The 24,191-nt window shown below is 64.6% G+C and carries 25 protein-coding genes and 1 pseudogene; 15 read left to right on the top strand and 11 right to left on the bottom strand.

Annotation, left to right across the window (positions count from 1 at the left end):
- Positions 1 to 184 precede the first annotated feature (184 nt).
- Positions 185 to 1,582: an MFS transporter gene (locus AWB72_RS20125; RefSeq protein ID WP_040051216.1), complete on the bottom strand. Its 1,398-nt coding sequence runs from the start codon at positions 1,580 to 1,582 to the stop codon at positions 185 to 187.
- Here AWB72_RS20125 and AWB72_RS29200 point away from each other — a divergent pair.
- The 5 genes and pseudogenes from AWB72_RS29200 (at position 1,557) to AWB72_RS20105 (ending at position 5,013) form a co-directional block, all read left to right on the top strand.
- Positions 1,557 to 1,694, top strand: coding sequence for a hypothetical protein (locus AWB72_RS29200; protein WP_167550968.1), 138 nt, complete (start codon positions 1,557 to 1,559; stop codon positions 1,692 to 1,694). The two genes, AWB72_RS20125 and AWB72_RS29200, sit on opposite strands and share 26 nt — an antisense overlap.
- A gap of 7 nt (positions 1,695 to 1,701) precedes the next feature.
- Positions 1,702 to 1,911 (top strand): DUF3820 family protein, encoded by a 210-nt coding sequence (locus AWB72_RS20120; protein ID WP_040051215.1) that lies wholly within the window; start codon positions 1,702 to 1,704, stop codon positions 1,909 to 1,911.
- Positions 1,912 to 2,550: 639 nt separating this feature from the next.
- Complete coding sequence (locus tag AWB72_RS20115) at positions 2,551 to 3,798, top strand: ribonucleotide-diphosphate reductase subunit beta (protein ID WP_040051214.1); 1,248 nt, start codon at positions 2,551 to 2,553, stop codon at positions 3,796 to 3,798.
- A gap of 104 nt (positions 3,799 to 3,902) precedes the next feature.
- A pseudogene (locus AWB72_RS29755) lies at positions 3,903 to 4,227 on the top strand (hypothetical protein).
- Between the two features lie 30 nt (positions 4,228 to 4,257).
- On the top strand, positions 4,258 to 5,013 hold the full coding sequence (locus AWB72_RS20105) for a histone H1-like repetitive region-containing protein (protein ID WP_040051213.1): 756 nt from the start codon (positions 4,258 to 4,260) through the stop codon (positions 5,011 to 5,013).
- Between the two features lie 247 nt (positions 5,014 to 5,260).
- Here AWB72_RS20105 and AWB72_RS20100 read toward each other — a convergent pair whose 3' ends face one another.
- From AWB72_RS20100 to AWB72_RS20055, 10 genes are all read right to left on the bottom strand, one after another.
- Positions 5,261 to 5,740 carry an outer membrane lipoprotein gene (locus AWB72_RS20100; protein WP_040051212.1) on the bottom strand — a complete coding sequence of 160 codons (480 nt, stop codon included), beginning with the start codon at positions 5,738 to 5,740 and terminating at the stop codon, positions 5,261 to 5,263.
- Between the two features lie 25 nt (positions 5,741 to 5,765).
- On the bottom strand, positions 5,766 to 6,704 hold the full coding sequence (locus tag AWB72_RS20095) for a carbohydrate kinase family protein (protein WP_040051211.1): 939 nt from the start codon (positions 6,702 to 6,704) through the stop codon (positions 5,766 to 5,768).
- 128 nt (positions 6,705 to 6,832) lie between these two features.
- Positions 6,833 to 7,333 (bottom strand): thiol peroxidase, encoded by a 501-nt coding sequence (tpx, locus tag AWB72_RS20090; RefSeq protein ID WP_040051210.1) that lies wholly within the window; start codon positions 7,331 to 7,333, stop codon positions 6,833 to 6,835.
- An 85-nt stretch (positions 7,334 to 7,418) separates the two neighbouring features.
- Complete coding sequence (locus AWB72_RS20085) at positions 7,419 to 8,669, bottom strand: DUF3426 domain-containing protein (RefSeq protein WP_087128628.1); 1,251 nt, start codon at positions 8,667 to 8,669, stop codon at positions 7,419 to 7,421.
- Between the two features lie 49 nt (positions 8,670 to 8,718).
- Complete coding sequence (gene prmA / locus AWB72_RS20080; RefSeq protein WP_040051208.1) at positions 8,719 to 9,621, bottom strand: 50S ribosomal protein L11 methyltransferase; 903 nt, start codon at positions 9,619 to 9,621, stop codon at positions 8,719 to 8,721.
- Between the two features lie 19 nt (positions 9,622 to 9,640).
- Positions 9,641 to 11,008, bottom strand: coding sequence for an acetyl-CoA carboxylase biotin carboxylase subunit (gene accC / locus AWB72_RS20075; protein WP_087128626.1), 1,368 nt, complete (start codon positions 11,006 to 11,008; stop codon positions 9,641 to 9,643).
- Between the two features lie 152 nt (positions 11,009 to 11,160).
- Positions 11,161 to 11,634, bottom strand: a complete 474-nt coding sequence (gene accB / locus AWB72_RS20070; protein ID WP_040051206.1) for an acetyl-CoA carboxylase biotin carboxyl carrier protein — start codon at positions 11,632 to 11,634, stop codon at positions 11,161 to 11,163.
- A gap of 73 nt (positions 11,635 to 11,707) precedes the next feature.
- The gene (locus AWB72_RS20065; protein ID WP_040051205.1) at positions 11,708 to 11,974 is read right to left on the bottom strand and encodes a hypothetical protein; all 267 of its coding nucleotides are present in this window, start codon (positions 11,972 to 11,974) and stop codon (positions 11,708 to 11,710) included.
- 195 nt (positions 11,975 to 12,169) lie between these two features.
- On the bottom strand, positions 12,170 to 12,706 hold the full coding sequence (locus AWB72_RS20060; RefSeq protein ID WP_087128624.1) for a TlpA family protein disulfide reductase: 537 nt from the start codon (positions 12,704 to 12,706) through the stop codon (positions 12,170 to 12,172).
- Positions 12,707 to 12,728: 22 nt separating this feature from the next.
- The gene (locus AWB72_RS20055; protein WP_040051203.1) at positions 12,729 to 13,385 is read right to left on the bottom strand and encodes a hypothetical protein; all 657 of its coding nucleotides are present in this window, start codon (positions 13,383 to 13,385) and stop codon (positions 12,729 to 12,731) included.
- Between the two features lie 175 nt (positions 13,386 to 13,560).
- On the opposite strand from AWB72_RS20055, the gene mpl reads away from it, so the two are divergent.
- The 10 genes from mpl (at position 13,561) to AWB72_RS20005 (ending at position 24,143) form a co-directional block, all read left to right on the top strand.
- Complete coding sequence (gene mpl, locus AWB72_RS20050; protein ID WP_087128622.1) at positions 13,561 to 14,979, top strand: UDP-N-acetylmuramate:L-alanyl-gamma-D-glutamyl-meso-diaminopimelate ligase; 1,419 nt, start codon at positions 13,561 to 13,563, stop codon at positions 14,977 to 14,979.
- A complete protein-coding gene (locus AWB72_RS20045) occupies positions 14,976 to 15,575 on the top strand; it encodes a YqiA/YcfP family alpha/beta fold hydrolase (RefSeq protein WP_087128621.1) in 600 nt (199 codons plus the stop codon). The genes mpl and AWB72_RS20045 overlap by 4 nt, the downstream gene beginning before the upstream one ends.
- A 61-nt stretch (positions 15,576 to 15,636) precedes the next feature.
- Positions 15,637 to 17,691, top strand: a complete 2,055-nt coding sequence (locus tag AWB72_RS20040; protein WP_040051200.1) for a ribonuclease catalytic domain-containing protein — start codon at positions 15,637 to 15,639, stop codon at positions 17,689 to 17,691.
- A complete protein-coding gene (aroE, locus tag AWB72_RS20035; RefSeq protein WP_087128619.1) occupies positions 17,688 to 18,530 on the top strand; it encodes a shikimate dehydrogenase in 843 nt (280 codons plus the stop codon). The genes AWB72_RS20040 and aroE overlap by 4 nt, the downstream gene beginning before the upstream one ends.
- Positions 18,530 to 19,294, top strand: a complete 765-nt coding sequence (mtgA, locus tag AWB72_RS20030) for a monofunctional biosynthetic peptidoglycan transglycosylase (protein WP_040051198.1) — start codon at positions 18,530 to 18,532, stop codon at positions 19,292 to 19,294. The genes aroE and mtgA overlap by 1 nt, the downstream gene beginning before the upstream one ends.
- A gap of 362 nt (positions 19,295 to 19,656) precedes the next feature.
- Complete coding sequence (locus AWB72_RS20025; RefSeq protein ID WP_244285691.1) at positions 19,657 to 20,571, top strand: IclR family transcriptional regulator; 915 nt, start codon at positions 19,657 to 19,659, stop codon at positions 20,569 to 20,571.
- A complete protein-coding gene (locus AWB72_RS20020; RefSeq protein WP_087128618.1) occupies positions 20,568 to 21,545 on the top strand; it encodes a 2-dehydro-3-deoxygalactonokinase in 978 nt (325 codons plus the stop codon). Before AWB72_RS20025 ends, AWB72_RS20020 begins: the two co-directional genes overlap by 4 nt.
- Before the next feature lie 26 nt (positions 21,546 to 21,571).
- Positions 21,572 to 22,249, top strand: a complete 678-nt coding sequence (locus tag AWB72_RS20015; RefSeq protein WP_087128616.1) for a 2-dehydro-3-deoxy-6-phosphogalactonate aldolase — start codon at positions 21,572 to 21,574, stop codon at positions 22,247 to 22,249.
- Entirely contained in the window at positions 22,246 to 23,025 is a 780-nt protein-coding gene (locus AWB72_RS20010) for an SDR family oxidoreductase (RefSeq protein ID WP_087128615.1), read from the top strand. Before AWB72_RS20015 ends, AWB72_RS20010 begins: the two co-directional genes overlap by 4 nt.
- Positions 23,026 to 23,135: 110 nt before the next feature.
- A complete protein-coding gene (locus AWB72_RS20005; protein ID WP_087128613.1) occupies positions 23,136 to 24,143 on the top strand; it encodes an arabinose ABC transporter substrate-binding protein in 1,008 nt (335 codons plus the stop codon).
- Positions 24,144 to 24,191: the final 48 nt, after the last annotated feature.

Here is a 24,191-nt window from a genome sequence, read left to right as displayed (position 1 = left end):
GTGCACCATCAGAAAACGAAGTGCGGGCGAAAAGCTGCTTTCTTTGGTTACTTTCTTTGCAGCAGCAAAGAAAGTAACCCCCGCCCCGCACAGGGGCAACGCAAATAGACCGACGCGAATACAAATTCCCCGAAGAGCGAAGCAAACAAACCCGCCCCAACGCCGCACGGCAAAAAAACCCCGTTCATCCCCGCGTGCCACGCGAAATCTCATGTCCTGCATCACGCGCCAGCCGCGCCGTAACCGGCATCGAGAGAAACGAAAAAAGCCCAACGACAGCAAACGCAGGCCAAAAGTCCGACCATCGCACCGACGCATGTCCATTGAGCGATTGCGAAAGCTCGAGCGTAATCCCCGCGATGGTGACGCCGAGCCCCAGCGATACCTGCTGCACGAAGCTGGCAAGACTCGTCGCCCGCCCGACATCGCGCGTCTCGATCTCCGCATAAGCGAGCGAGTTGAGCGAAGTGAACTGCAGCGCAGGAAAGAACCCGCCGAGCAGCACGACCGACCAGATCACCCACGTCGGCGTGCCGGGGAAGAACGCGCCGCACGCGGCAATCGCGATCCCCGACAACGCCGCGTTGTACAAAAGCGTCTGCCTGAAGCCAAATCGATGCAGCACCCGCGACGCCAGCGATCGCATGAACATGCCGCCGAACGCCGAAGCACACGTGATCGCGCCGGACTTGAACGCCGTCATGCCAAGCCCTTCCTGCAACGCCAGCGGCAGAAGAAACGGCACGGCGCCAAGCCCGATACGAAAGAGCGAACCGCCGCCGACACTCGCCTGAAACGTCGGCACGCGAAAGAAACGCAAGTCGAGCAGCGGACGTTCGGCGCGTCGCGCGTAAAGGACGTACACGACGACCATCAGCGCGCCGACGGCGCACATCGCGAAGGCGACGCTCTGCGACACCAGCTCGCCGCCGACCAGCGACAGCCCGAGCAGCAGCAACACGCCCGCGCTCGCCGAAAGAAAGAAGCCGAACCAGTCGAGCCGGCCCGGATGCTCCTCGCGCGTGTCGGCGATGTATCGATTGGTCAGGTAGATGCCCGCGATGCCGATCGGAATGTTGATGAAGAAGATCAGCCGCCAGTGCAGATACGTCGTGATGAAGCCGCCCAGCAACGGACCGGCGGCGGGTCCGAGCATTGCGGGCACCGACAGGTAGTTCATCGCGCGAATGAACTCGGAGCGGCGCACCGAACGAAAGATGATGATGCGTCCGACGGGTACCATCATCGCGCCGCCGACGCCCTGAATGAAACGCGCGACGGTGAAGGCGCCAAGCGACGTCGACGCCGCGCACAGCAGCGAGCCCACCACGAAGATGCCGATGGCCGTGCGGAACACGACGCGTGCGCCGAAGCGGTCGGCCACCCAGCCGCAAATGGGAATGAACACGCCGAGGCCGAGCACATAGCTCGTGACGGCAATCTTGAGTGTGACGGGATCGCGTCCGAACGCGCGGGCCATTTCAGGAATCGCAGTAACGATGACATTCGCGTCGACGCTTTCCATGAACATCGCACACGCGACGATGAGAGGGGCAATGAAAGCTTTGACGGCGAGCGGCATCAGGGAGCGCGATCATCATGGCGGGAGGAGCGGCGATTATGGCACCGATATGGAGCACATGTTGACCACGCGCGCCGCGCTATGTGATGCGATGAACATACACGAGGAGTGAAGCAACGATGGACCCGCAAGACCTGCAACGTCTCGTCACGCAGACGATGCCCTACGGCAAGTACAAGGACCGGCTTCTCGCCGACTTGCCCGGCCACTATCTCGCATGGTTCGCACGTGAGGGTTTTCCTGCAGGCAAGCTCGGCGTATTGCTCGCGCTCATGCACGAGATCGATCACAACAATCTGCGTTCTCTGCTCGATCCGCTGCGACAGTGATGCTTTTTCGTGCTTGCGCATCGACGCTATAGGTTGTATGGGGCCGCAACGAGGGACACAATATCTTGTAGAAAGCGGCGCGCGGATGCTAAACTTCGGCAACGAATTCGAAGCACGCGGCGGCCAATCAAGTGACGTGCTTTAGTCACTCGCGCGACGTGTGCGAGTGCGCTCGAAGGCAATCGAATATGGCGCGTGGGACATGTCGCTTCATCGTCGATGACATCGCATGAATCACGAAGCGAAGTCGCATGAGCGTCACCGCGTCGATCAAGCATGCGAATCATCACGAGCCGCACGTCGACACATGTTTCTCTTGCGTTCGCACCTTCGCTTCGAAGCATTCCGGTCACCGGCCGCGAAGCCTCGCGCGGCAAGGCTGTCGAAGCATCGATGCAACCCAGTAGAGCACGCAATAAAGCACGCATCGAAGCCTTCGATGACAGTCGATGAGGACCGCTTCACACTCGTCTCATCGATGCTCGCAACACGCGTCGCACACATAGCTTCGAGCCAAGTGTTGTATGCAGGTAGCAACGCTGAACCTCAAACGATAGAAAACGAGAATTTTCATGAGCAAGCTCTTTTATCGCTCATGAAAAGATGGTACAAACCGATCTAAATTGATGGTGAGAATTTATGCTCAACTGGGATGACGAGACCACTGCCGTAGCTCCCTCGAGCGCTTCGCAACAGAACCCGTTGCGCAACGCTCAAGGCACGACTTTCGGTACGCAAGCGGCGCATGCTGCTGCTCATCAAGCAACCCATCAGACTGCTCAGTCGAACTCGACGAACATCTTCTCGGATGGCTTCGTGCCTCCGGCAGCCGCCACGCCCTCCGCAGGCGCCATCGCCGCGCAGAGCGAAGCGCGCGTCAATGTCGCCGACAAGCGCATCATCAACGGCAAGACCGACGTCAATCAGCTGGTCCCGTTCAAGTACAAGTGGGCGTGGGAAAAGTACCTCGCCGGCTGCGCGAACCACTGGATGCCGCAGGAAGTGAACATGTCGCGAGACATCGCCCTGTGGAAAGATCCGAACGGCCTGTCCGACGACGAGCGCCGCATCGTCAAGCGCAACCTGGGCTTCTTCGTGACGGCGGACTCGCTCGCCGCGAACAACATCGTGCTCGGCACGTATCGTCACATCACCGCTCCGGAGTGCCGCCAGTTCCTGCTGCGCCAGGCGTTCGAAGAGGCGATCCACACGCATGCGTATCAGTACATCGTCGAATCGCTCGGTCTCGACGAAAGCGAGATCTTCAACGCGTATCACGAAGTCAAGTCGATTCGCGACAAGGACGAGTTCCTCATCCCGTTCATCCAGACGCTGACCGACCCGGCCTTTACCACGGGCACGCTGGAAGCGGACCAGAAATTGCTCAAGTCGTTGATCGTGTTCGCCTGCATCATGGAAGGACTGTTCTTCTATGTGGGCTTCACGCAGATTCTGGCGCTGGGTCGCCAGAACAAGATGACGGGCGCGGCGGAGCAGTATCAGTACATCCTCCGCGATGAATCGATGCACTGCAATTTCGGCATCGACCTCATCAACCAGATCAAGCTGGAAGAGCCGCAACTGTGGACCGCCGACTTCAAGGCCGACATCCGCGAGCTCTTCAAGGAAGCGGTGGAACTCGAATATCGCTACGCTGAAGACACCATGCCGCGCGGGGTGCTCGGCCTGAATGCGTCGATGTTCAAGAGCTACTTGCGCTTCATCTGCAATCGGCGTTGCCAGCAGATTGGCCTGGACCCGCTCTACCCGAACGAGGAAAACCCGTTCCCGTGGATGAGCGAAATGATCGACTTGAAGAAGGAACGCAACTTCTTCGAGACACGCGTGATTGAGTATCAAACCGGCGGCGCGCTGACCTGGGAATAACAACAAGCCCAGGACGTGTTGCAGACGAAATCGATGGGACGGCCCGGCAGCGGCGTGACACTCACGCGCGCCTGGCCGACAAGGTTTAGGAGAACGGTCGCCTGATGCAAAGTGCGCCTACTGAACTGGCGGACCGAGTGGTCCGATCTGAAGACAGGCGTTTTGCGTTCCCTTCAAAGGGATGGGCAAACTTCCCCCCGGAAAACGCCAGCGGCAAGCTCGCTGGCTCGATCAAGCGATGGGCGGCGCGCGGTATTTGCGCTGACTTAATTTGGCGCGCGGTGCCTTGGGGCACGGCGCGCCTTGCCGTATTCATTAGCGTAAGCAGGTGGGATCAGCGTACGCCGATGAATAATCCGCTTCGTAGCGTGTGCCCCGAGAGCCTCCACGCGGGAAGCGGGTTTTGACGAAGGGTGTTGTTTGAACTGACTCTCATCTGAAAACCTGAAGGAGAAAACCATGGCAGTTGCCAAGAAGAAACCCGCCGCGAAAAAGGCTGCAGCTAAGAAAGTCACCGCCAAGAAGGCCGCCGCTCCGGCGAAGAAAGTAGCAGCGAAGAAGGTCGCCACGAAGAAGGTTGCTGCGAAGAAAGTCGCAGTGAAGAAGGTCGCCGCGAAGAAGGCAGCGCCGGCCAAGAAGGCCGCAGCGAAGAAAGTGGCCACCAAGAAAGTAGCCGCGAAGAAGGTCGCAGCGAAGAAGGCGCCGGCGAAAAAGGCCGCTGCCAAGAAGGTCGCAGCGAAGAAGGCGCCCGCTAAGAAAGCCGCAGCGAAGAAGGTCGCCACCAAGAAAGTAGCGACCAAGAAGGCCGCCGCGAAGAAAGCGCCGGCGAAGAAGGCTGCCGCGAAGAAGGCGCCTGCGAAGAAAGCGGCCGCGAAGAAGGCTGCCGCCAAGAAGGCCCCCGCGAAAAAGGCTGCTGCGAAGAAGGCCCCCGCGAAGAAGGCGGCGGCGAAGTCCGCTTCCGCTCCTGCGCCCGCTGCGCCTGCTCCCGCTTCGGCTTCCGCTCCTGCGGCTGCTCCCGCAGCGAAGAAGGCCGCGCCTGCTGCAAAGAAGGCTCCGGCCAAGAAGGCTGCTGCTGCAAAGAAGACGACGGCTGCCGCTCCTGCAACGACGGCAACGACCGTCTCGACGCCCGCTCCGGCTGCTCCGGCCGCTGCGGTCAAGACGGCGCTGAACCCGGCAGCGGCATGGCCGTTCCCGACGGGCAGCCGCCCGTAAGCGTCGGCACAAACGGTACGCATCGCCACGGCACACTTCGATGTGCCTTAAGACCGGGTAGGCCTACCCGGCCTCAACCCGCCGCCGGGGCAATCCGGCGGCGGGTTTTTCGCTTCGGCGAACGAAGCGACTCTGCTTCGCGCTTGAACGCGCATCGCAAAGAAAAAGCGCATGCGTCTTTCGACACATGCGCTTCTGTGAGCCACCAAAGATTCGCTGCGGATTCTTCGGCTGAATACCTCGATGCCTAGTGCGTCACGCGCGTCACGCCGCCGCTCGACAGCAGGCGAACGCGCTCGCCCGCCTGGAACACTTCGCCGTTCGACGTTTGGGTGATCGCGCGCATGTCGCCGTTGTCGAGGCGCACGGTGATTTCCAGCCCGTTCTTCGTCGCGACGCTGTTCTCGACCGCATTCCCCGCGACCGCGCCCGCGAGGCCACCGATGATTCCCGCGATGATCGACCCGTTGCCGCCGCCGATCGCGCTGCCCGCCGCGACGCCGCCGAGCGCGCCGCCGCCGATGGCGCCGAGGCCCGTCGGCTGCCCGTTGTTCGAGCTGATCTTCACGCCGCGCACGCTTTCGACGGTCGCCATGCGCACCGTTTCTTCGCGCTGCGCCTGCGACGCCGTGTAGACATCGGGCGAACTGCTGTTGTAGGCGCAGCCCGTCAGCGCGACTGAGCCGATGAGCGCTGCTGCCAGCACGATGCGACTTACCGTTTTCATCCCTTTACTCCAATCATCCACGCAGTCACGACAGGCTGCTTCCAAACGCCTGCCTGAACCGTTCTTCGATTTCGGTGCGCGTCGGCGCGTAGGTTTGCGGGCCTTGATGCTCGATCTTCAACGCACCCATCAGACTCGCGAGACGCCCCGTCTTTTCCCAGCCAAGCTTATTCTCGATGCCGTACAGCAACCCGCCTCGGAACGCGTCGCCGCAACCGGTCGGATCCACGACCTGTTGCGCCTTCACCGCCGGCACCTCGAGCACGCCGCCTTCATGATAAATCTGCGCGCCATGTTCGCCGCGCGTCACGATGAGCGCATCTACACGGCTCTTGATGTCTTCGATCGACCAGCCGGTCTTGTTGCTCAACAACTTGGCTTCGTAATCGTTGACCGCCACGTATGTGGCAAGTTCAATCATGCGACAAAGCTCTACACCTTCAAGAATAGGCAATCCTTGACCCGGATCGAAGACAAAAGGAACGCCCGCGCGCGCCAGGCCGTCGGCGTGCTCGCGCATGCCGCGGGCGCCGTCCGGAGCCACGATGCCGAGCGAAATGCCCTGTGCTTCGTCGGCGCGGTTGAGGTGCGATTCCATCATCGCGCCGGGGTGGAACGCGGTGATCTGGTTGTTCGCGAGATCGGTGGTAATGAAGCATTGCGCCGAATGCTGCTCGGGCAGCACGCGCACGTATTCCTTCGACAAACCGAGCGCATCGAGCCGGTCGATGTAGAGCTGCGCGTCCGCTTCGCCGAGCGTCGCCATGATCTTCGGATCGCCGCCGAGCAGCTTCAGCGCATACGCGATGTTGCCCGCGCAGCCGCCGAAGTTGCGCCGCATCGTCGGCACCAGGAAGCTGATGTTCAGCATGTGCACCTGATCCGGCAGGATGTGGTCGCCGAAGCGGCCCTGGAAGGTCATGATGTTGTCGTAGGCGAGCGAGCCGCAGATGAGCGTAGCCAAGGCGAACGTCCTTTTAGTTTAGGTGCCGAGGAAGATGAGGCGCATACGGCGCGCGGCGGCGGATGCTTCCAGATTCGAAGCGTTGCCGCGCCCCGTATGCGGACCGCCGTGGCGGTCCGGTCTTGCGATTACTTCAGTGCGGACAATGCTGCGTCGTAATTCGGCTCGTTCTTGATTTCCGGCACGAGTTCCGAGTGCAGCACCTTGTTGTTCTCATCGAGCACGACGACCGCGCGTGCCGTCAGTCCTTTGAGCGGGCCGCTCGTCACGTCGACGCCGTACGCCTGCGCAAAATCGCGTCCGCGAAATGTCGATGCCGTCACCACGTTGGCGAGGCCTTCCGTCGTGCAGAAGCGCTTGGCCGCGAACGGCAGATCGCCTGAGACGACGAGCACGACCGTGTTGTCGAGCTTGCCGGCGGATTCGTTGAACTTGCGCGTCGAGGTGGCGCAGGTCGGCGTGTCGAGGCTCGGCACGATGTTCAGCACTTTGCGCTTGCCCGCGAAGCTCGCGAGCGAGATGTCGCCGAGGTCCGTGCCGACGAGCGTGAATTCGGGTGCCTGCTGTCCTGCGCTCGGGAACGTGCCGCTGACTTCGATGGGGTTGCCGCCGAGGGTAACTTGACTCATGTTGCGCTCCAGAGAGGTGTCAGATGCTGACGGGAAAATGCACTTGGCATCGCGTGCGCGTCGGCGACGATACGCCGATGCGCGATCACGGATAGAAGACCTGAACGCGGTAATTCGCGGCGACGGCGTCGCCGGTATCGAGCCGCACGACGACCGGTTGCGCGCTTTGCGGCGGAAGGCCGATGGCGAATATCGTACCCGGTCGCGCGTAATCCTGCGGCCACAGCACGCGGCGGATGGCGACCTCGTTCTTGTCGTCGAGCAGCGTGAGTTCCAGCGCCGGATACGCGAGCGCGACGTCCGCGCGGTTGCGCAGCATCAGCTTGAGTTCGAGCTTGTGCGGACCGTCGACCTGACGCAACCCCGAGCTTTCGATCTGCAGCCCCGCGATATAGCGCGGCGGCGAGAACGTGCAGCCGGTTTCGATGCAGACCTTGGCGTATAGCGCGCGCGTGCCGGGCATGTACACCATGACCGCTTCGCGCTGCCACCACGCGAGTTGCACGAGGAACAACAGCGCGAGCACGACCACCAGCACGTAGCCGGCGGCGATCAATCCCTTGCGCCCAGGGCTCGGCCGCTGTGCTGCGGGGCGCGGTTCGCGCATCACCGGGAAGGCTTCATTGGCACTCGGCGCGTGGGCCGCGCCGGGTGCGGACGGCCTAGCGCCGAAGCCGGGCTCGTCGTCGTCACGCCATGCGGGAGCGGGCTCGGGCGGCGGGGCGGGACGCGCGGGCGGTGCATCGGCGTTGCCGTGAGCCGGTCCGATGAACGGTTCCGCTCGATCGTCGACGGGATTCACGAAGCGCGTCGTCGGCGGCGGCTCGGGGCGCGGCGGCGGACGCTTCGCGGGATCGTCGTGCGGCGGGCTCACGCGAACGAACGGCTTGCGCCGATCGTCGGCGGGCGGCTGCACGGCGGGTTCGTTGGCGGCATCGTTGCGCGCAGGACGCGACGACGCACCAGCGAATGCCGGCGTGTTCGCACGAAGCGTGGGATCGTCGTCTTCGTCGGCGGGAGGGGGCGCGGGCGGCTTGCTCGCGGCGCGGTTGCCCAGTTCGAGCGAGCGGGGCACGACGAGCGTGGGCGGTTCCGCTTCGGCGTTATTTCCGGGCGACAACGTGGACGGGCCGACCGCGACTTCATCGTCGATGATGGCGGCGTGCTGCGCTTCGCCCGCTGCGGCCGCGTCGTCGGGAAGCTCGAAGCGATGATGCGCGGCATCGAATACTTCCTGACAATGGCCGCAACGCACACGGCCATCATGCGGCGCGACCAGATGCGGATCGAGCCTGAATACGGTTTCGCAGTGTGGGCAGCGGGTTGCCAGCGCCATATGAAAGTGCCAATGGCCTTGCGGCCGCGTCGTGAACGATGGCGCTATTCTAAAGGCTTTCGCGCCGCGTCCCGGCGAGGCAGACCCAGCCTTCGTGCTCGCGCCAGACGCCGATATCGATCCAGCGCGCATACACGGCCGCGACCTCGTCGGCCTGTCGCGCGAGGATGCCCGACAGCGCGATGCGTCCGCCCGGCTTGACCTTCGCGGCAAGCATCGAGGCCATCAGCTTGAGCGGATTCGAGAGAATGTTCGCGACGACGATATCGAACTCGCCTTCGGGACATTCATCGGGCAGGCCGTAGGTGACTTCCGCGCGATTGCGCTCGCTGTTCTGGCGCGCGGACTCGACCGCCTGCGGGTCGATGTCGATGCCGAATACCGGATCGGCGCCGCACTTTTTCGCGAGGATCGCGAGGATGCCCGAGCCGCAGCCATAGTCGAGCAGCGACTGCCCCGGCTGCACCGACTGCTCGAGCCATTCCATGCAGAGACGCGTGGTCGGATGGCTGCCCGTGCCGAACGCGAGGCCGGGGTCCAGTTCGAGCACGAGCGCGGACGGATCCGGCGCGTCGTGCCACGACGGCACGACCCAGATGCGCTGGCCGATGGGAATCGGCTCGAACTGCGCCTGCGTCAGACGCACCCAGTCCTGCTCCTCGACTTCGCGCACGCTGAACGCGGGCGTCGCGTTCAGGCCGATCTCGTTGGCGGCTGCGGCGAGCAGCACGGCGGGATCGGCGTCTTCCGCGAGCAGGGCGACGACGCGCGAGCGCTTCCACGCACTTCGCTCCGGCGTGAGGCCGGGCTCGCCGAAGAGCGGCTGCTCGTCGGGCGTGTCGGCGTCGGCGTCTTCGACGGACACCGACAGCGCGCCGATTTCAAGCAGCGCATCCGACAGCGCTTCGGCGTGCTCGCGGTCCAGCTCGGCGATCAGTTCCCGGTAACTCATGCTCGTGTCTCTATCGAACTCAGGACTCTTCGGCGACCGCCGCCTGGCGCGCGGCCAGCTTGTTCTCGAGGTAGTGGATGCTCGTGCCGCCCTCGACGAACTTCGCGTCGATCATCAATTCGCGATGCAGCGGAATGTTCGTCGAAATGCCTTCCACGACCATTTCCGACAGCGCGATGCGCATGCGGTTGATGGCCTGCTCGCGCGTCGCGCCGTACGCGATCAGCTTGCCGATCATCGAATCGTAGTTCGGCGGAACGAAATAGCCGTTGTACGCGTGCGAATCGACGCGGATGCCTGGCCCGCCCGGCGCGTGCCACGACGTGATGCGCCCCGGCGACGGCGTGAACTTGAACGGATCTTCGGCGTTGACGCGGCATTCGATCGCGTGGCCGCGGAACTGGATGTCCTTCTGGCGGAACGCGAGCTTCTCGCCGGCGGCGATGCGAATCTGCTCCTGCACGATATCGACGCCCGTGATCAGCTCCGTCACCGGATGCTCGACCTGCACGCGCGTGTTCATTTCGATGAAGTAGAACTCGTTGTTCTCGTACAGGAATTCGAACGTGCCCGCGCCGAGATAGCCCATCTTCTTGCACGCGTCGGCGCAGCGGTCGCCAATGCGGTCGATCAGCCGCCGCGCGATGCCCGGCGCCGGCGCTTCCTCGATCACTTTCTGGTGGCGGCGCTGCATGGAGCAATCGCGCTCGCCGAGCCAGATGGCGTTGCGGAACGAATCCGACAGCACCTGAATTTCGATATGCCGCGGGTTCTCCAGGAATTTCTCCATGTAGACCTGCGGATTGCCGAACGCGCGGCCCGCTTCTTCGCGCGTCATGTTGACCGCGTTCACGAGCGCCGCTTCCGTATGCACGACGCGCATGCCGCGTCCGCCGCCGCCGCCCGCCGCCTTGATGATGACGGGATAGCCGACCGCGCGCGCAATCTTCACGATCTCCTTCGGATCGTCGGGCAACGCGCCTTCCGAGCCCGGCACGCACGGCACGCCGGTCTTGATCATCGTCTGCTTGGCGGTGACCTTGTCGCCCATCAGGCGAATGGTTTCGGGGCGCGGCCCGATGAACGTGAAGCCCGATTGCTCGACGCGCTCGGCGAAGTCGGCGTTCTCGGAAAGGAAACCGTAGCCGGGATGGATCGCTTCGGCGTCGGTGACTTCGGCGGCGCTGATGAGCGCCGGCATGTTCAGATACGACAGGTTCGACGGCGCCGGTCCGATACACACGGCTTCGTCGGCGAGCTTCACGTACTTGGCTTCCTTGTCGGCTTCCGAATAGACGACGACGGTCTTGACGCCCAGTTCGCGGCACGCGCGCTGGATGCGAAGCGCGATTTCGCCGCGGTTCGCAATAAGGATTTTTTCAAACATGGCTGTGGGTCGGCTCATCAACGGGCACGCGCGAGCGGCCCTCGGGATTCGAATCGGCGGCGCGCGCGTCCGGCTGTTTTCCGGATGGCGTGCGCCGGCGCGGTGAAGCCGGGCGGACCGGAGCGACGCGTCCGGCGCACGGCCCGACGCGCTTAGTCGCCGATCACGAAGAGCGGCTGGCCGTATTCGACCGCCTGACCGTTCTCGACGAGGATTTCCTTCACGACGCCGGACTTGTCGGCTTCGATCTCGTTCAGGAGCTTCATCGCTTCGATGATGCAGATCGTCTGACCTTCCTTCACCGTATCGCCGACCTGGACGAACGGGTCCGCACCCGGCGACGGCGCGCGGTAGAACGAGCCGACCATCGGCGAGGTCACGATGTGGCCTTGCGGCGCAGCGGAGGCGGGCGTCGCGGGCGCGCCCGCGCCGGCATCGACGCCGGCGGAAATGCTCGGCGCGACCGGAGCCGAGGCTTGCGGCGCGTACTGCTGCGGCGCCTGCATGTAGACCGGTGCTGCGTTCTTGACGATGCGAACCTTGCCTTCGCCCTCCGTCACTTCCAGCTCAGAGATGCCGGATTCCGAGACGAGGTCGATCAGCGTTTTCAGTTTACGAAGGTCCATCGAAAAATCCCCTTTCAATACTTGGAGACCGGGACTGCCCGGTGCTTGACTTGATTTGTGGGTGTTCTGACTGTCAGCCGCGAGCCGGCGCGGCCAGCCGTGCGGCGTACGCATGCGCGCGGCGCATCGATGCGCCCGTCCATGCGCCGGCGACAAAATCGGCGGAGTCGATCGGCACGTCGGAAGCGTTCAGCGTGAACGTTTCCGCGTGATCGCTTTGAAGCGCGCGCCCGAACGGCACGCGAGCAGTCACATCGCACGCGGCGCGGCAGCCGGGGCCGCTTGCGCGGCTATCGGCTACTTCGGCTGCATGGCCTTTCGGCACCGGCGGAATGATCATGGTCGCTTCGGGTTGTGCGGAATTCGGCGCACTTTAGCGCCGTTTAGAGAATTTTGTCTAGTTTTACCGTGCGGACGTCGAAAACGCGACGGGACAATTTACCGCCATTGTCACGCCTGTAGGACGAAGTTCCCGCAAAAGCACGCTAAGTTGCTGCTTACTTATGCAAAACACGCGCCAATCAGCGGTGATTTTTTACAGCGCGTCGAGCGTGCGCTTCAGCTCCGCTTCGTTGACTTCGCCGAGTTTTGTCGACCGAACGGCGCCTTTTGCGTCGATGACGACGGTAAATGGCAGCCCGCCCGCGTTGTTGCCGAAACTCCGCGCAAGATCCGCGCCGCCGAATCCCGTGACGTAGACGGGATAGTCGACCGGGACTTTCTTCAGGAAGTCGTTGACGTTCTTTTCGCTGTCCACGCCGAGGCCAATGAACGTGATGCCTTTTTTCTGATACTCGCGCTGGATGGCCGAGAGCGTCGGCATTTCCTTGACGCACGGGCCGCACCACGACGCCCAGAAATTGACGACGACCGGCTTGCCCTTGAAGGCCGCGAGCGGCCGCGACGTGCCGGCGGCGGCGGGCGGCGTGATCTTCCACAACTGATCGACTGCGCCGGTGTTCGGCGTGGCGGCTTCGGTATCGACGCCGGTGAAGTAGTGGCCCGCGTAGAAACCGCCGATCGTCGCGGCAATCGCGACCACGAGGGCCGCCAGGATACGTTTGCTATTCATGAAGGTGAGAGATCCGTGAGATTCATCCGCCGATTTCGAGCGGCGGGCGATCGGAATGGCCGGGATCATCGAGCAGGGCGCGCACGGCCGCCGCGTTCGCACGCGCGAGCCGTCCGCGTCCGTCGGCACGCACGGCGCCGCGCAGATCGTCGGTGCCGTACAGCGCGATATGCACGCCGATCGGTTCCTCGCCGCGCTCGCGGATCAGAAAGCTCAGCGTCTCGACATAGCCGCGGCCCGCGAAGTGCCGCGTCTCGGAGACGTCGTATTGAACGTTGGCGTTCAGCAGGTAAATGGCGACTTCCTTCGGGTTGTCGCAGAAACATTGCAGATGGATGTCCGAATGCTCGCCTGCCGTGCCGTTGAGCACCGCGCCGGTCAGATACGGATCGAAGGGCTTGAGCCGCTCCATCCAGTCGAGCGCGGCCTCGCGCATGCGGCGCAGGACGGCGGGCTGGCTGTCGCTCTGGAAAATCGCCTGATACTCGCGGATTTCCTCTTCGATTTGATCGTTGTCGGGCAAAAACTCGCCGCCGATCTTCGCCTCGCCGACGACTTGCCGCGCCGCCTTGCGCTTCGCGGTGGAGTAGTCGAGGCCGTCTTCGGCGATCATTCTCGCTGCCGCGATCGCGATTTCCTCGCGCACGCGCTGCGGATCGATGTGTGATTTGCGAACCATTGGGGAATCATACTAGATAACGCGCGGCGGCCTTTGCGGCCTGCAGGCGCGCTGCAAGGCGGCCGGCGCGCTCGGTTACAATATGCGCCTCCAGGCGCGTTCCTGCACGAATTTCGTCGCCGAGCGCCCGTCTCTCTTTTCCGCACTTCATCGCCCGCGCGGCGCGACACGGTTTATGCACATCCACATCCTCGGCATCTGCGGCACCTTCATGGGCGGTCTCGCCGTCCTGGCTCGGGAAGCGGGCCACAAGGTCACCGGCTGCGACGCGGGCGTCTATCCGCCGATGAGCACGCAGCTCGAAGCGCAGGGCATCGAACTGATCGAAGGGTATGGCGTCGAGCAGTTGTCGCTCGAGCCGGATCTGTTCGTCGTCGGCAATGTGGTGTCGCGCGGCAATCCGCTGATGGAAGCCATTCTCGATCGCGGCCTGCCGTACACGTCCGGTCCGCAATGGCTCGGCGAGCACGTGCTGGCGGGCAAGTGGGTGCTCGCCGTCGCCGGCACGCACGGCAAGACCACGACGAGCTCCATGCTCGCGTGGCTGCTCGAAGACGCGGGCATGAATCCCGGCTTCCTGATCGGCGGCGTGCCGCTCAACTTCGGCATCTCCGCGCGTTTGACGGATTCGAGCTTCTTCGTCATCGAAGCCGACGAGTACGACACCGCGTTCTTCGACAAGCGCTCGAAGTTCGTCCACTACCGGCCGCGCACGGCGGTGCTGAACAATCTGGAATTCGATCACGCTGATATCTTCCCCGATCTCGCCGCCATCGAAACGCAATTCCATCATCTCGTGCGCACGGTGCCAGGCGTGGGGCGCATCGTCACGAACGGCCGCGAGGACGCGCTCGAACGCGTGCTGTCGCGCGGATGCTGGTCGGGCGTCGAACGATTCGGCGTCGAAGGCGGATGGCAGGCGCTGCCCGCGCGCGACGGCGAGGCCGTCGACGAGCAGTTCGCCGTGTATTGGGAAGGCGAACGGCAAGGCGTCGTCGAATGGCAGGTTCAGGGCGAGCACAATCGCATGAATGCGCTCGCGGCGATCGCGGCGGCGCGTTCCGTCGGCGTGCCGGCGTCGCAGGCGGTGAAGTCGCTCGCGAGCTTTCGCAACGTCAAGCGGCGCATGGAAGTGAAGGGCAGCGTCGATGGCGTCACCGTCTACGACGACTTCGCGCATCATCCGACCGCCATCGAAACGACGGTGGCGGGATTGCGCACGCGCATCGGCAATTCGGGTCACGCGCGCGTGCTCGCCGTGCTGGAGCCGCGTTCGAACACCATGAAGCTCGGCACGATGAAAGCGCAACTGCCCGCGAGCCTCGCCGGCGCGGATCTCGTGTTCGGCTACGGCGCGCGCGAAGGCCGCGACAAGCTCGGCTGGGATCTGGCCGAAGCGCTTTCGCCGCTCGGAGACAAGGCGCAGGCGTTCAACGACATCGAACCGCTGGTCAAAGCGGTCACAGCCGCCGCGCGCCCCGGCGACCACGTGCTCGTGATGAGCAACGGCGGTTTCGGCGGCGTGCATCAGAAATTGCTCGACGCGCTGTCGGCGCGTCCCACCCCGGGGACAACCGCAAGAGGCCCCGCGTGATTCTCTACCTGCACGGCTTTCGCTCGTCTCCCCAATCGTTCAAGGCGCGCATGATGCGCGCGCGCCTCGCGGAACTCGGCCGGCTGAGCGAATGGCAGTGCCCGGTGTTGCCGGTCTCGCCGCGCGACGCCATCGCGCTGGCGGAAACCATCGGCGGCGCGGCGAATCCGGACGATGTCACCGTCGTCGGCAGTTCGCTCGGCGGCTATTACGCAACGTGGCTCGCGGAAAAGCACGGCTGGCGCGCAGTGCTGCTCAATCCCGCCGTGATGCCCGATGTCGATCTCAGCGCGTATCTCGGCGATCAGCCGTTGTGGCACGGCGGCGGCAGCATCACCGTGTTGCCGCGCCATCTCGATGAACTGCGCGCCCTTCACGTCGATGCCGTCACGCGCCCCGAGCGCTATTTCCTGATTGCCGCGACCGGCGACGAAGTGCTCGACTATCGCGCGATGCTCGCCCACTATCCCGGCGTGCGCACGACATTGATTGAAGGCAGCAATCACGCGATCAGCGACTTCGCGGACCATCTCGCCGACGTGCTCGCGTTCTGCGATCAAACGCCGCGCGCGGCGCTCGCGCCCGCGGCCGCGTGACATCCATTCATACGCCGGCGCGCGTGTCGCGAGCCGGTCCACCGTCTTACGAGAGTATTGAGTGAACGTTTTCTTCGAGGAATCGGGTAGTTTCAAGGCCGGCTCGGTCTTGTCGAAACAGGGCGACGCGTTCCAGGTCGAGTTGCCGGGCGGACGCCGCGCCAAGGTGCGCGCGAAGGACGTGCTGATCGAATTCGAAAAGCCCGCCGCCGCGGATCTGATGCAGGAAGCCGACGCCATCGCGCAGGAAATCGATCTCGATTTTCTGTGGGAATGCGCGCCCGACGAGGAGTTTCCGTTCGCCGCGCTCGGCGCGGATTATTTCGGCGACAAGTTCGGCCCGGCCGAACGCGCGGCGCTCGTCTTGCGCATGCACGGCTCGCCGGTCTATTTCCGCCGCAAGGGTCGCGGGCAGTATCAGCGCGCGCCGCAGGAGCAGTTGCAGATGGCGCTCGCGTCGCTGGAGCGCAAGCGTCAGCAGGCGCTCGTGCAGGCGGGCTACGAAGAGGAACTGAAGGCCGGCAAGCTGCCCGAGGCGCTCAAGGGCAAGGCCATCGGCCTGTTGACGAAGCCGGACAAGAATTCGATCGAGTACAAGGCGCTCGAAGCCGCCGCCGCCGCACGCGGCATTTCGCAGGCGCGGCTGATGCTCGAATGCGGCGGCATCGCGTCGGCGCGGGCGCTGCACGAAGCGCGCTTCCTGTCGGAGTTCTTCCCGCACGGCATCGGCTTTCCGGCGGTGGAACCGTCGCCGTTGCCGGATGATTTGCCCGAAGCGAACGTTCAGGCGTTTTCCATCGACGACGTCACCACGACGGAAATCGACGACGCCTTCTCCGTCGAACATCTCGCCGATGGCCGCGTGCGCGTGGGCATCCACATCGCGGCGCCGGCGCTCGGCATCGCGCGGGGCGACACCATCGATTCGATCGCGCGCAGCCGTCTGTCCACGGTCTACATGCCCGGCGACAAGATCACGATGCTGCCCGACAACGTCGTCGAGGTCTTCACGCTCGGCGAAGGCGGTCTGCGTCCGGCGCTGTCGCTTTACATCATCGTGAATCGGGAGACGCAGGACATCGTCGCGACGGAAACGCGCGCCGAACGCGTCTTCGTGAAGAGCAATCTGCGGCACAACCATCTGGACGAACACGTCACCGAGGAAAGCCTCGCCGCCGGCACGGGCGATTATCCGCACAAGGAAGACATCGCCGTGCTGTGGCCGCTGGCGCAGGCGCTTTTCGAAAAGCGTCAGCAGGCGCGCGCGACGTTCGGCCTCAAGCGCGAAGTGCAGCGCAACAACGACTTCAACTTTTATGTCGATGGCGAGCACATCACCATCACGCCGCGCCGCCGTGGTTCGCCGCTCGATCTGATCGTCGCCGAACTGGCGATTCTCGCGAACTCGTCGTGGGGCGCGTTCCTCAACGATCACGGCGTGCCGGGCATCTATCGCTCGCAGCGCGGTTTCGGCGGTCCCGGCCCCAAGCGCACGCGCATGCAGACGACGCCCGCGCCGCACGAAGGTCTCGGCGTCGCGCAATATGCGTGGAGCACGTCGCCGCTGCGCCGCTACGTCGATCTCGTCAATCAGTGGCAACTGCTCGCGTGCGTGCAGCACGGCGTGACCGCGAAGCTCGCCGCGCCGTTCAAGCCGAAGGACGCGGACCTGTTCGCCGTCGTGCAGGGTTTCGACGATACCTATACCGCGTACGCCGATCATCAGCGCCGGATGGAGTATTTCTGGTGCCTGCGCTGGCTCAAGCAGGAGAACAAGCGGCACGTGCCGGCGTCGGTGGTGAAGGACGATCTCGTGCGTCTCGAAGAGATTCCGCTGATCCTGCACGTGCCGGGTCTCGGCGTGCATGCGCGCGGCACGCGCGTGATGCTCGAAGTGGTGTCGATCGACGAGCTGACCGTCGAGGCGTCGTGCCGTCTGCTGAACGTGATCGACGCGCCGTCCGCGAGCGCGCCCGCCGAAGAAGACGAAGCGGAAGAGGAGATCATCGAAGCCGACGATCTCAGCGCGCAAAGCGAAGCCGAAGCGCAGGCGGAGGCTTCGGCGGAGCAGCCTCAACCGGAAACGCCCGGCAACGCGGAGGAACCGACGGCATGAAAGACCAGTACGCGGTGATCGGCAATCCGGTCGAGCACAGCAAGTCGCCGTGGATTCACGCGCGCTTCGCCGAGCAGACGGGCGAGCCGGTCGAATATGGCCGCATTCTCGGACCGCTCGGCGGCTTCGAGGCGGCGGTGAAAACCTTCATCGCGTCGGGCGGGCGCGGCATGAACGTGACCGTGCCGTTCAAGCTCGACGCCCACGCCTTCGCGGATTCCCTGTCGCCGCGCGCGGCGGCGGCGGGCGCGGTGAACACGCTTTCTTTCGGCGATGACGGCGTGCGCGGCGACAACACCGATGGCGTCGGCCTCGTGCGGGACATCGAAGCGAATCTCGGCGTGAGCCTGAAAGGCGCGCGGATTCTGCTGCTCGGCGCGGGCGGCGCGGCGCGCGGCGTCGTGTTGCCGATTTTCGACCGGCAGCCGGCGGCGCTCACCATCGTCAATCGCACGGCGGCGAAGGCGCATGAACTCGTCGAACAGTTCGCGGCGCGCGCAAAGGAAAGCGGCGTGCGCTTTACGGGCGGCGGCGCGGAGAGCGCGGAAAAAGTGCGCTACGACGTCGTCATCAACGCGACGGCCGGCAGTCTCGACGCCGCGCTCCCCGAATGCGACGACGCCGCGTTCGGCCCCGGCACGCTCGCCTACGACATGATGTACGGCCCGAAGCCGACGGTTTTCATGGAGCACGCCGAACGCTTGGGCGCGCGCGCCGCCGACGGTCTCGGCATGCTCGTCGAGCAGGCGGCCGAATCGTTCTTCATCTGGCGCGGCGTGCGCCCGGACGGCGGCGCGGTGCTGCGCGAATTGCGCCAGACGCTCGCCGCGAAAGCCTGATGACGACCGCGCCCGCTCCGAGCCGCACGTCGCCGCCGCGCGCGCGGCAGACGCGGCCGGGCGTCCGGCTCGGTCCGGCGCGATGGATCGGTTACGCGGTATCGGTGTTCGTCATCGCGGTCATCGCGACGCAACTCTATTTCTTCGTGCAGATCGGCATCTGGACGAAGCTCGATCCCGGCTCGACCGCCTTCATGCGCGCCGACGCGTGGACGCTCGCGAAGACGCGCCCCGGCACCGCGCTGCAACGCGCGTGGGTGCCTTACGACCAGATATCGCGGAATCTGAAGCGGGCGATCATCGCGTCGGAGGATGCGAACTTCGTCAACAACAACGGCTACGAAACGGACGCGATTCTGCAAGCGTGGGAGAAGAACAAGGCGCGCGGGAAAATCGTCGCGGGCGGATCGACCATTTCGCAGCAGCTCGCGCGCAACCTGTTTCTGTCGCGGGAAAAGAGCTATGTCCGCAAGGCGCAGGAGCTGGTCATCACGTGGATGCTCGAATTCTGGATGGACAAGCAGCGCATCTTCGAGATCTATCTGAATTCGGTCGAGTGGGGCAACGGCGTCTATGGCGCGGAAGCGGCGGCGCGGTATTACTACAAGACTTCGGCGGCGAAACTGACGGCGGGTCAAAGCGCGCGTCTGGCCGTCATGCTGCCGCGCCCGAAGTATTTCGACGACCATCGCAATTCCGCGTATCTCTCGGCGCGCTCGCGCGTGATCGCGCGGCGAATGGGCGCGGCGGAATTGCCCGAATGATATTTAGTTGGCGTCGCTAAACATATTAAAGCCCTGATTAATCAGGGCTTTTTCGTTTTTGGCTGGCTTTCATCTGTCAGCTTCATTCCCATTATGTGAGCGAGTCGGTCACATATTGAATTATCGAGATAGGCGGACCTACAATCCGTGCAGGCTATCGATGGATGCGCCACGAAGCCCGAGCGCGTGCGCCACAGACACGCGCCCATAAGAACAAATTCGGAGACACGTCATGCATTCGATCGCTTGCCCGCGCTCGCGGGTTGCGTTGCACGATTCATCTGTTCTGCGCGCGGACGCGCGCCATCTCTTGCAAGCGCCCGAGCTTGCGCACGCTGCGTGACCTGCGAGGGCGACGCGACATGACCGACGACTCCACCAGCGCCAGCGCCAGCGACGCGCGCACGAAAGCTCCCGCCCACGGCCAGCCTCTCGGCCGCGATCCCGACGCCATCGCGCTGCCGAGCGCGCTCGTCGATATCACGCCGCAGCAGGCCGGCACGCAGACGCTTCTGCGCGGACTCGCGATTCTCGAAGCCGCCGCGAACGGCGCGCGCGATTTGCGCTCGTTCAGCGCCGCGCTCGGCACGACGCGCAGCACGACGCATCGGCTCGTCAGTTCGCTCGTGCAGGCGCGCTATCTGCGCCAAGTGCAGGGCGGCTATCTGCTCGGGCCGAAGCTGATCGAACTCGGCACGATCGCGCTCGAACAGATGCCGCTCACCACGGTCGCGCGTCCGTATTTGCAGTCGCTTGCGCAGCATACGCACGACACGATTCACCTCGGCGTGCGCGACGGCGACGACGTGCTCTACATCGACAAGATTCCCGGCACGCGCGGGCTGGAGATGCGCTCGCGCGTCGGGCACCGGATGCCGCTGGCGTCGACGGGCATCGGCAAGGCGATGATGCTCGACCTCGAAACGAACGCGTGGAAGAAGCTGCTGGAAGCGTCGCATCGCGCGCTCGCCCGCACGAGTTTCAAGCCGGAGAATCGGCCGGATGTGGGCACCTTCGTGCAGCGCATGACGCGCTATTCGCAAGGCGGCTACACGTTCGACCTCGAAGAAAACGAAGCGTCGATCCGCTGCGTGGCCGCGCCCGTGCGCGATGCGTCGGGCGCGATCGTCGCGGCGCTGTCGGTGGCGAGCACCATTCCCTATATGCCGGAAGAGCGCATGGAAGAACTGATTCCGGTCGTGCAGCGCGAAGCGCGCGCGATCTCCTCCGAACTCGGCTGGCGTGCGCCGCAAAGCAACCGCAGGATCAAGCGATGACCGCGCCCACGGCCGCACCGGCGCTCGTCGCGCTGGACTGGGGAACGACTTCGCTGCGCGCGTATCTGCTCGGCGCGGATGGCGTCGCGCTCGACACGCGCGGATCGTCGGCGGGAATCATGAAGCTGCCTGCGGGCGGCTTCGAAGAGGCGTTCGAGGAAACCTGCGGCGCGTGGCTCGATGCGCATCCGCCATTGCCGGTGCTGGCCGCCGGCATGGTCGGCAGCGCGCAGGGCTGGGCGGAAGCGCCTTACGTCGAAACGCCCGCCGATGCGAACGCGCTCGTGGCGGGCATCGTCGAAATAAAGACGGCGCGCGGCGTGACGGTGCGCATCGTGCCGGGCGTGCTCGAACGCGGCATCTTGCCGAACGTGATGCGCGGCGAGGAAACGCAGATTTTCGGCGCGCTGGCGAGCGATGCATCGCTGAACGCGGAAGGCGGCGCGCTGATCGGCCTGCCGGGCACGCACGCGAAGTGGGCGTTCGTGCGCGAAGGGCGCATCGAGCGTTTCTACACGTTCATGACGGGCGAAGTGTTCAGCGCGCTGCGCGATCACACGATCCTCGGGCGCACGATGCAGTCCGAAGCGGCATCGGATGCGTCGGCGTTCGAGCGTGGCGTCGATACCGCGCGCGATGCCGGTCATCCCGGCGTGCTCGCGACCATCTTCAGCACGCGCACGCTCGGCCTCACCGGACAGCTCACGCCGGGGCAGCAGCCGGATTATTTGTCGGGGCTCTTGATCGGCCACGAACTGCGCGGCTTGTCCGAAGTCCTCGCGCGCGATCAATCGTCGCTGGCGGGGCGGACGCTGCGTCTGATCGGCAACGATGCGCTCTGCGACCGCTACCGCGCCGCGCTCGCGCGCTTCGGCTGTCAGGACGCCCGCACCGTCGCGCACGCCACGGAACAGGGCCTTTATCGAATCGCCGTGCAAGCCGGGCTCGTGACGGCGCCCGCGCGCACGGCCTGAGCAGCACGCGAAACAGGAGCAACACGATGCAGCCACCCATCAATCTGCCCGCGCCGTATCAGATGCACGCCGGTCTCGCGAAGGCGTTCGCCGCGTGCCCGCTCATCGCGATCCTGCGCGGCGTCACGCCCGCCGACGCCGCCGAGCACGGCCGCGCGCTCTACGAAGCAGGCTTTCGCATCGTCGAGGTGCCGCTCAATTCACCGCAGCCGTTCGACAGCATCGCGGCGATCCGACAGGCGCTGCCCGCCGATGCGATCGTCGGCGCGGGAACGGTGCTGCATCCGAGCTATGTCGATGACGTGAAGGCCGCCGGCGGCGAACTGATCGTGATGCCGCACAGCGACGGCGATGTCGTGCGTGCGGCCAAGTCGCACGGGCTTGCGTGCGCGCCGGGCGTCGCGACGCCGAACGAAGGTTTCCTCGCGCTGAAGAACGGCGCGGACGTGCTGAAGATGTTCCCCGCCGAGCAGCTCGGGCCGACGGTCGTGAAGGCGTGGCGCGCGGTGATCGCGAAGGACGTGCCGCTCGTGCCGGTCGGCGGCATCTCGCCGGACAACATGGGTCCGTTTTTGACGGCGGGCGCGAACGGCTTCGGCCTCGGCTCCGCGCTGTATAAGCCGGGCCAGAGCGTGAAGACGACGGCGTTGCACGCGAAGGCGTTCGTCGGCGGCCTGGCCATCGCCAAAGGTGAGAAGCGATGAATCGCCTCGCCGGCAAGGTCGCCATCGTCACGGGCGCGGGGCGCGGCATCGGCGCGGCGATCGCGCTGGCGTTCGCGCGCGAAGGCGCATCGGTGGCGCTGGCGGAGCTGGACATCGAAACGGCGCAGGCGACGGCTCTGCGCATCACGCAGGAAACGGGCGCGAAGAACGTGCTCGCGGTGCGCACGGACGTGACGCAGAGCGCGTCGGTGAAGGAAGCGGTCGCGCAGACGGAAAGCGCGTTCGGCCCGCTCGATGTGTTCGTGAACAACGCCGGCATCAACGTGTTCTGCGATCCGCTCACCATGACCGACGACGACTGGCGGCGCTGCTTCGCCGTCGATCTCGACGGCGTCTGGAACGGCTGCCGCGCCGCGTTGCCGGGCATGGTCGCGCGCGGGAAGGGAAGCATCGTGAATATCGCGTCGACGCACGCGTTCAAGATCATCCCCGGCTGCTTTCCGTATCCGGTGGCGAAGCACGGCGTGATCGGCCTCACGCGCGCGCTCGGCATCGAATACGCGCCGAACAACGTGCGCGTGAATGCCATCGCGCCGGGTTACATCGAAACGCAATTGACGCTCGACTGGTGGAATTCGCAAGCCGATCCGAAGGCCGCGCGCCAGGCTACGCTCGATCTTCAGCCGATGAAGCGCATCGGCCAGCCGCACGAAGTCGCGATGACGGCGGTGTTCCTCGCATCGGACGAAGCGCCGTTCATCAATGCGAGCTGCATCACCGTGGATGGCGGGCGCTCGGCGCTGTATCACGACTAGAACATGCCGCGCGGGGCGCAACGGCGCGGCACGGCGGGACACACAGCTTCACCACCGGCCCCATCACGCGGGCTTTTTTTAAGACAACGGGAAAACTCGGGAGACAAAAAATGAAACGCAGACTGTTCCTCACGCTGATCGCCGCCGCCACGGCCACGAGCGCCACGATGATCGCCGCGCCCGTCGCGCAGGCGGCCGACGACGTCAAGATCGGCTTCCTCGTGAAGCAGCCGGAAGAGCCGTGGTTCCAGGACGAATGGAAGTTCGCCGAAATGGCCGCGAAGCAAAAGGGTTTCACGCTGGTCAAGATCGGCGCGCCGTCGGGCGAGAAGGTCATGAGCGCGATCGACAACCTCGCCGCGCAAAAGGCGCAGGGCTTCATCATCTGCACGCCGGACGTGAAGCTCGGGCCGGGCATCGTCGCGAAGGCGAAGGCCGACAAGCTGAAGATGATGACCGTCGATGACCGCCTCGTCGACGGTTCCGGCAAGCCGATCGAGTCCGTGCCGCACATGGGCATCTCGGCCTACAACATCGGCAAGCAAGTGGGCGACGGCATCGCCGCCGAGATCAAGAAGCGCGGCTGGGACATGAAGGATGTCGGCGCCATCGACGTGACTTACGAGCAATTGCCGACCGCGCACGACCGCACGACGGGCGCCACCGATGCGCTCGTCGCCGCCGGCTTCCCGAAGGCGAACATCATCGCCGCGCCGCAAGCGAAGACCGATACCGAGAACGCGTTCAACGCCGCGAATATCGCGCTCACGAAGAACCCGCAGTTCAAGCACTGGGTCGCTTACGCGCTCAACGACGAAGGCGTGCTCGGCGCGGTGCGCGCAGCGGAAGGCCGGGGCTTCAAGGCGGACAACATGATCGGCATCGGCATCGGCGGATCGGACTCGGCGTTGAACGAGTTCAAGAAGCCGCAGCCGACGGGCTTCTTCGGCACCGTCATCATCAGCCCGAAGCGTCATGGCGAGGAAACGTCGGAACTGATGTACGCGTGGATCAAGGACGGCAAGACCCCGCCGATGCTCACGCTCACGACCGGCATGCTCGCCACGCGTGACAACGTGGCGTCGGTGCGTCAGCAGATGGGCCTGGCGTCGAACTAAGTCTTTCGTGCGAGAAGCGGGCCGCGCGTGCGGTCCGCTTGAGAATAG

This window comes from Caballeronia concitans (assembly GCF_001544615.1).
Lineage (GTDB): Bacteria > Pseudomonadota > Gammaproteobacteria > Burkholderiales > Burkholderiaceae > Caballeronia > Caballeronia concitans.
The sequence above is the reverse complement of the archived record's forward strand: the minus strand, read 5'-3'. Positions and strand labels throughout refer to the sequence as shown.

Bases quoted from the DNA above. Each gene is read 5' to 3' on its own strand.
- AWB72_RS20025 (WP_244285691.1), top strand. From the start codon at position 19,657: ATGACCGACGACTCCACCAGCGCCAGCGCCAGCGACGCGCGCACGAAA.
- AWB72_RS29200 (WP_167550968.1), top strand. From the start codon at position 1,557: ATGAAAGCTTTGACGGCGAGCGGCATCAGGGAGCGCGATCATCATGGC.
- tpx (WP_040051210.1), bottom strand. From the start codon at position 7,333: ATGAGTCAAGTTACCCTCGGCGGCAACCCCATCGAAGTCAGCGGCACG.
- AWB72_RS20010 (WP_087128615.1), top strand. From the start codon at position 22,246: ATGAATCGCCTCGCCGGCAAGGTCGCCATCGTCACGGGCGCGGGGCGC.
- AWB72_RS20115 (WP_040051214.1), top strand. From the start codon at position 2,551: ATGCTCAACTGGGATGACGAGACCACTGCCGTAGCTCCCTCGAGCGCT.
- accC (WP_087128626.1), bottom strand. From the start codon at position 11,008: ATGTTTGAAAAAATCCTTATTGCGAACCGCGGCGAAATCGCGCTTCGC.
- AWB72_RS20020 (WP_087128618.1), top strand. From the start codon at position 20,568: ATGACCGCGCCCACGGCCGCACCGGCGCTCGTCGCGCTGGACTGGGGA.
- AWB72_RS20005 (WP_087128613.1), top strand. From the start codon at position 23,136: ATGAAACGCAGACTGTTCCTCACGCTGATCGCCGCCGCCACGGCCACG.
- AWB72_RS20065 (WP_040051205.1), bottom strand. From the start codon at position 11,974: ATGATCATTCCGCCGGTGCCGAAAGGCCATGCAGCCGAAGTAGCCGAT.
- AWB72_RS20060 (WP_087128624.1), bottom strand. From the start codon at position 12,706: ATGAATAGCAAACGTATCCTGGCGGCCCTCGTGGTCGCGATTGCCGCG.
- aroE (WP_087128619.1), top strand. From the start codon at position 17,688: ATGAAAGACCAGTACGCGGTGATCGGCAATCCGGTCGAGCACAGCAAG.
- AWB72_RS20085 (WP_087128628.1), bottom strand. From the start codon at position 8,669: ATGGCGCTGGCAACCCGCTGCCCACACTGCGAAACCGTATTCAGGCTC.
- AWB72_RS20125 (WP_040051216.1), bottom strand. From the start codon at position 1,582: ATGCCGCTCGCCGTCAAAGCTTTCATTGCCCCTCTCATCGTCGCGTGT.
- AWB72_RS20120 (WP_040051215.1), top strand. From the start codon at position 1,702: ATGGACCCGCAAGACCTGCAACGTCTCGTCACGCAGACGATGCCCTAC.
- AWB72_RS20100 (WP_040051212.1), bottom strand. From the start codon at position 5,740: ATGAAAACGGTAAGTCGCATCGTGCTGGCAGCAGCGCTCATCGGCTCA.
- mtgA (WP_040051198.1), top strand. From the start codon at position 18,530: ATGACGACCGCGCCCGCTCCGAGCCGCACGTCGCCGCCGCGCGCGCGG.
- AWB72_RS20055 (WP_040051203.1), bottom strand. From the start codon at position 13,385: ATGGTTCGCAAATCACACATCGATCCGCAGCGCGTGCGCGAGGAAATC.
- AWB72_RS20015 (WP_087128616.1), top strand. From the start codon at position 21,572: ATGCAGCCACCCATCAATCTGCCCGCGCCGTATCAGATGCACGCCGGT.
- AWB72_RS20105 (WP_040051213.1), top strand. From the start codon at position 4,258: ATGGCAGTTGCCAAGAAGAAACCCGCCGCGAAAAAGGCTGCAGCTAAG.
- accB (WP_040051206.1), bottom strand. From the start codon at position 11,634: ATGGACCTTCGTAAACTGAAAACGCTGATCGACCTCGTCTCGGAATCC.
- mpl (WP_087128622.1), top strand. From the start codon at position 13,561: ATGCACATCCACATCCTCGGCATCTGCGGCACCTTCATGGGCGGTCTC.
- prmA (WP_040051208.1), bottom strand. From the start codon at position 9,621: ATGAGTTACCGGGAACTGATCGCCGAGCTGGACCGCGAGCACGCCGAA.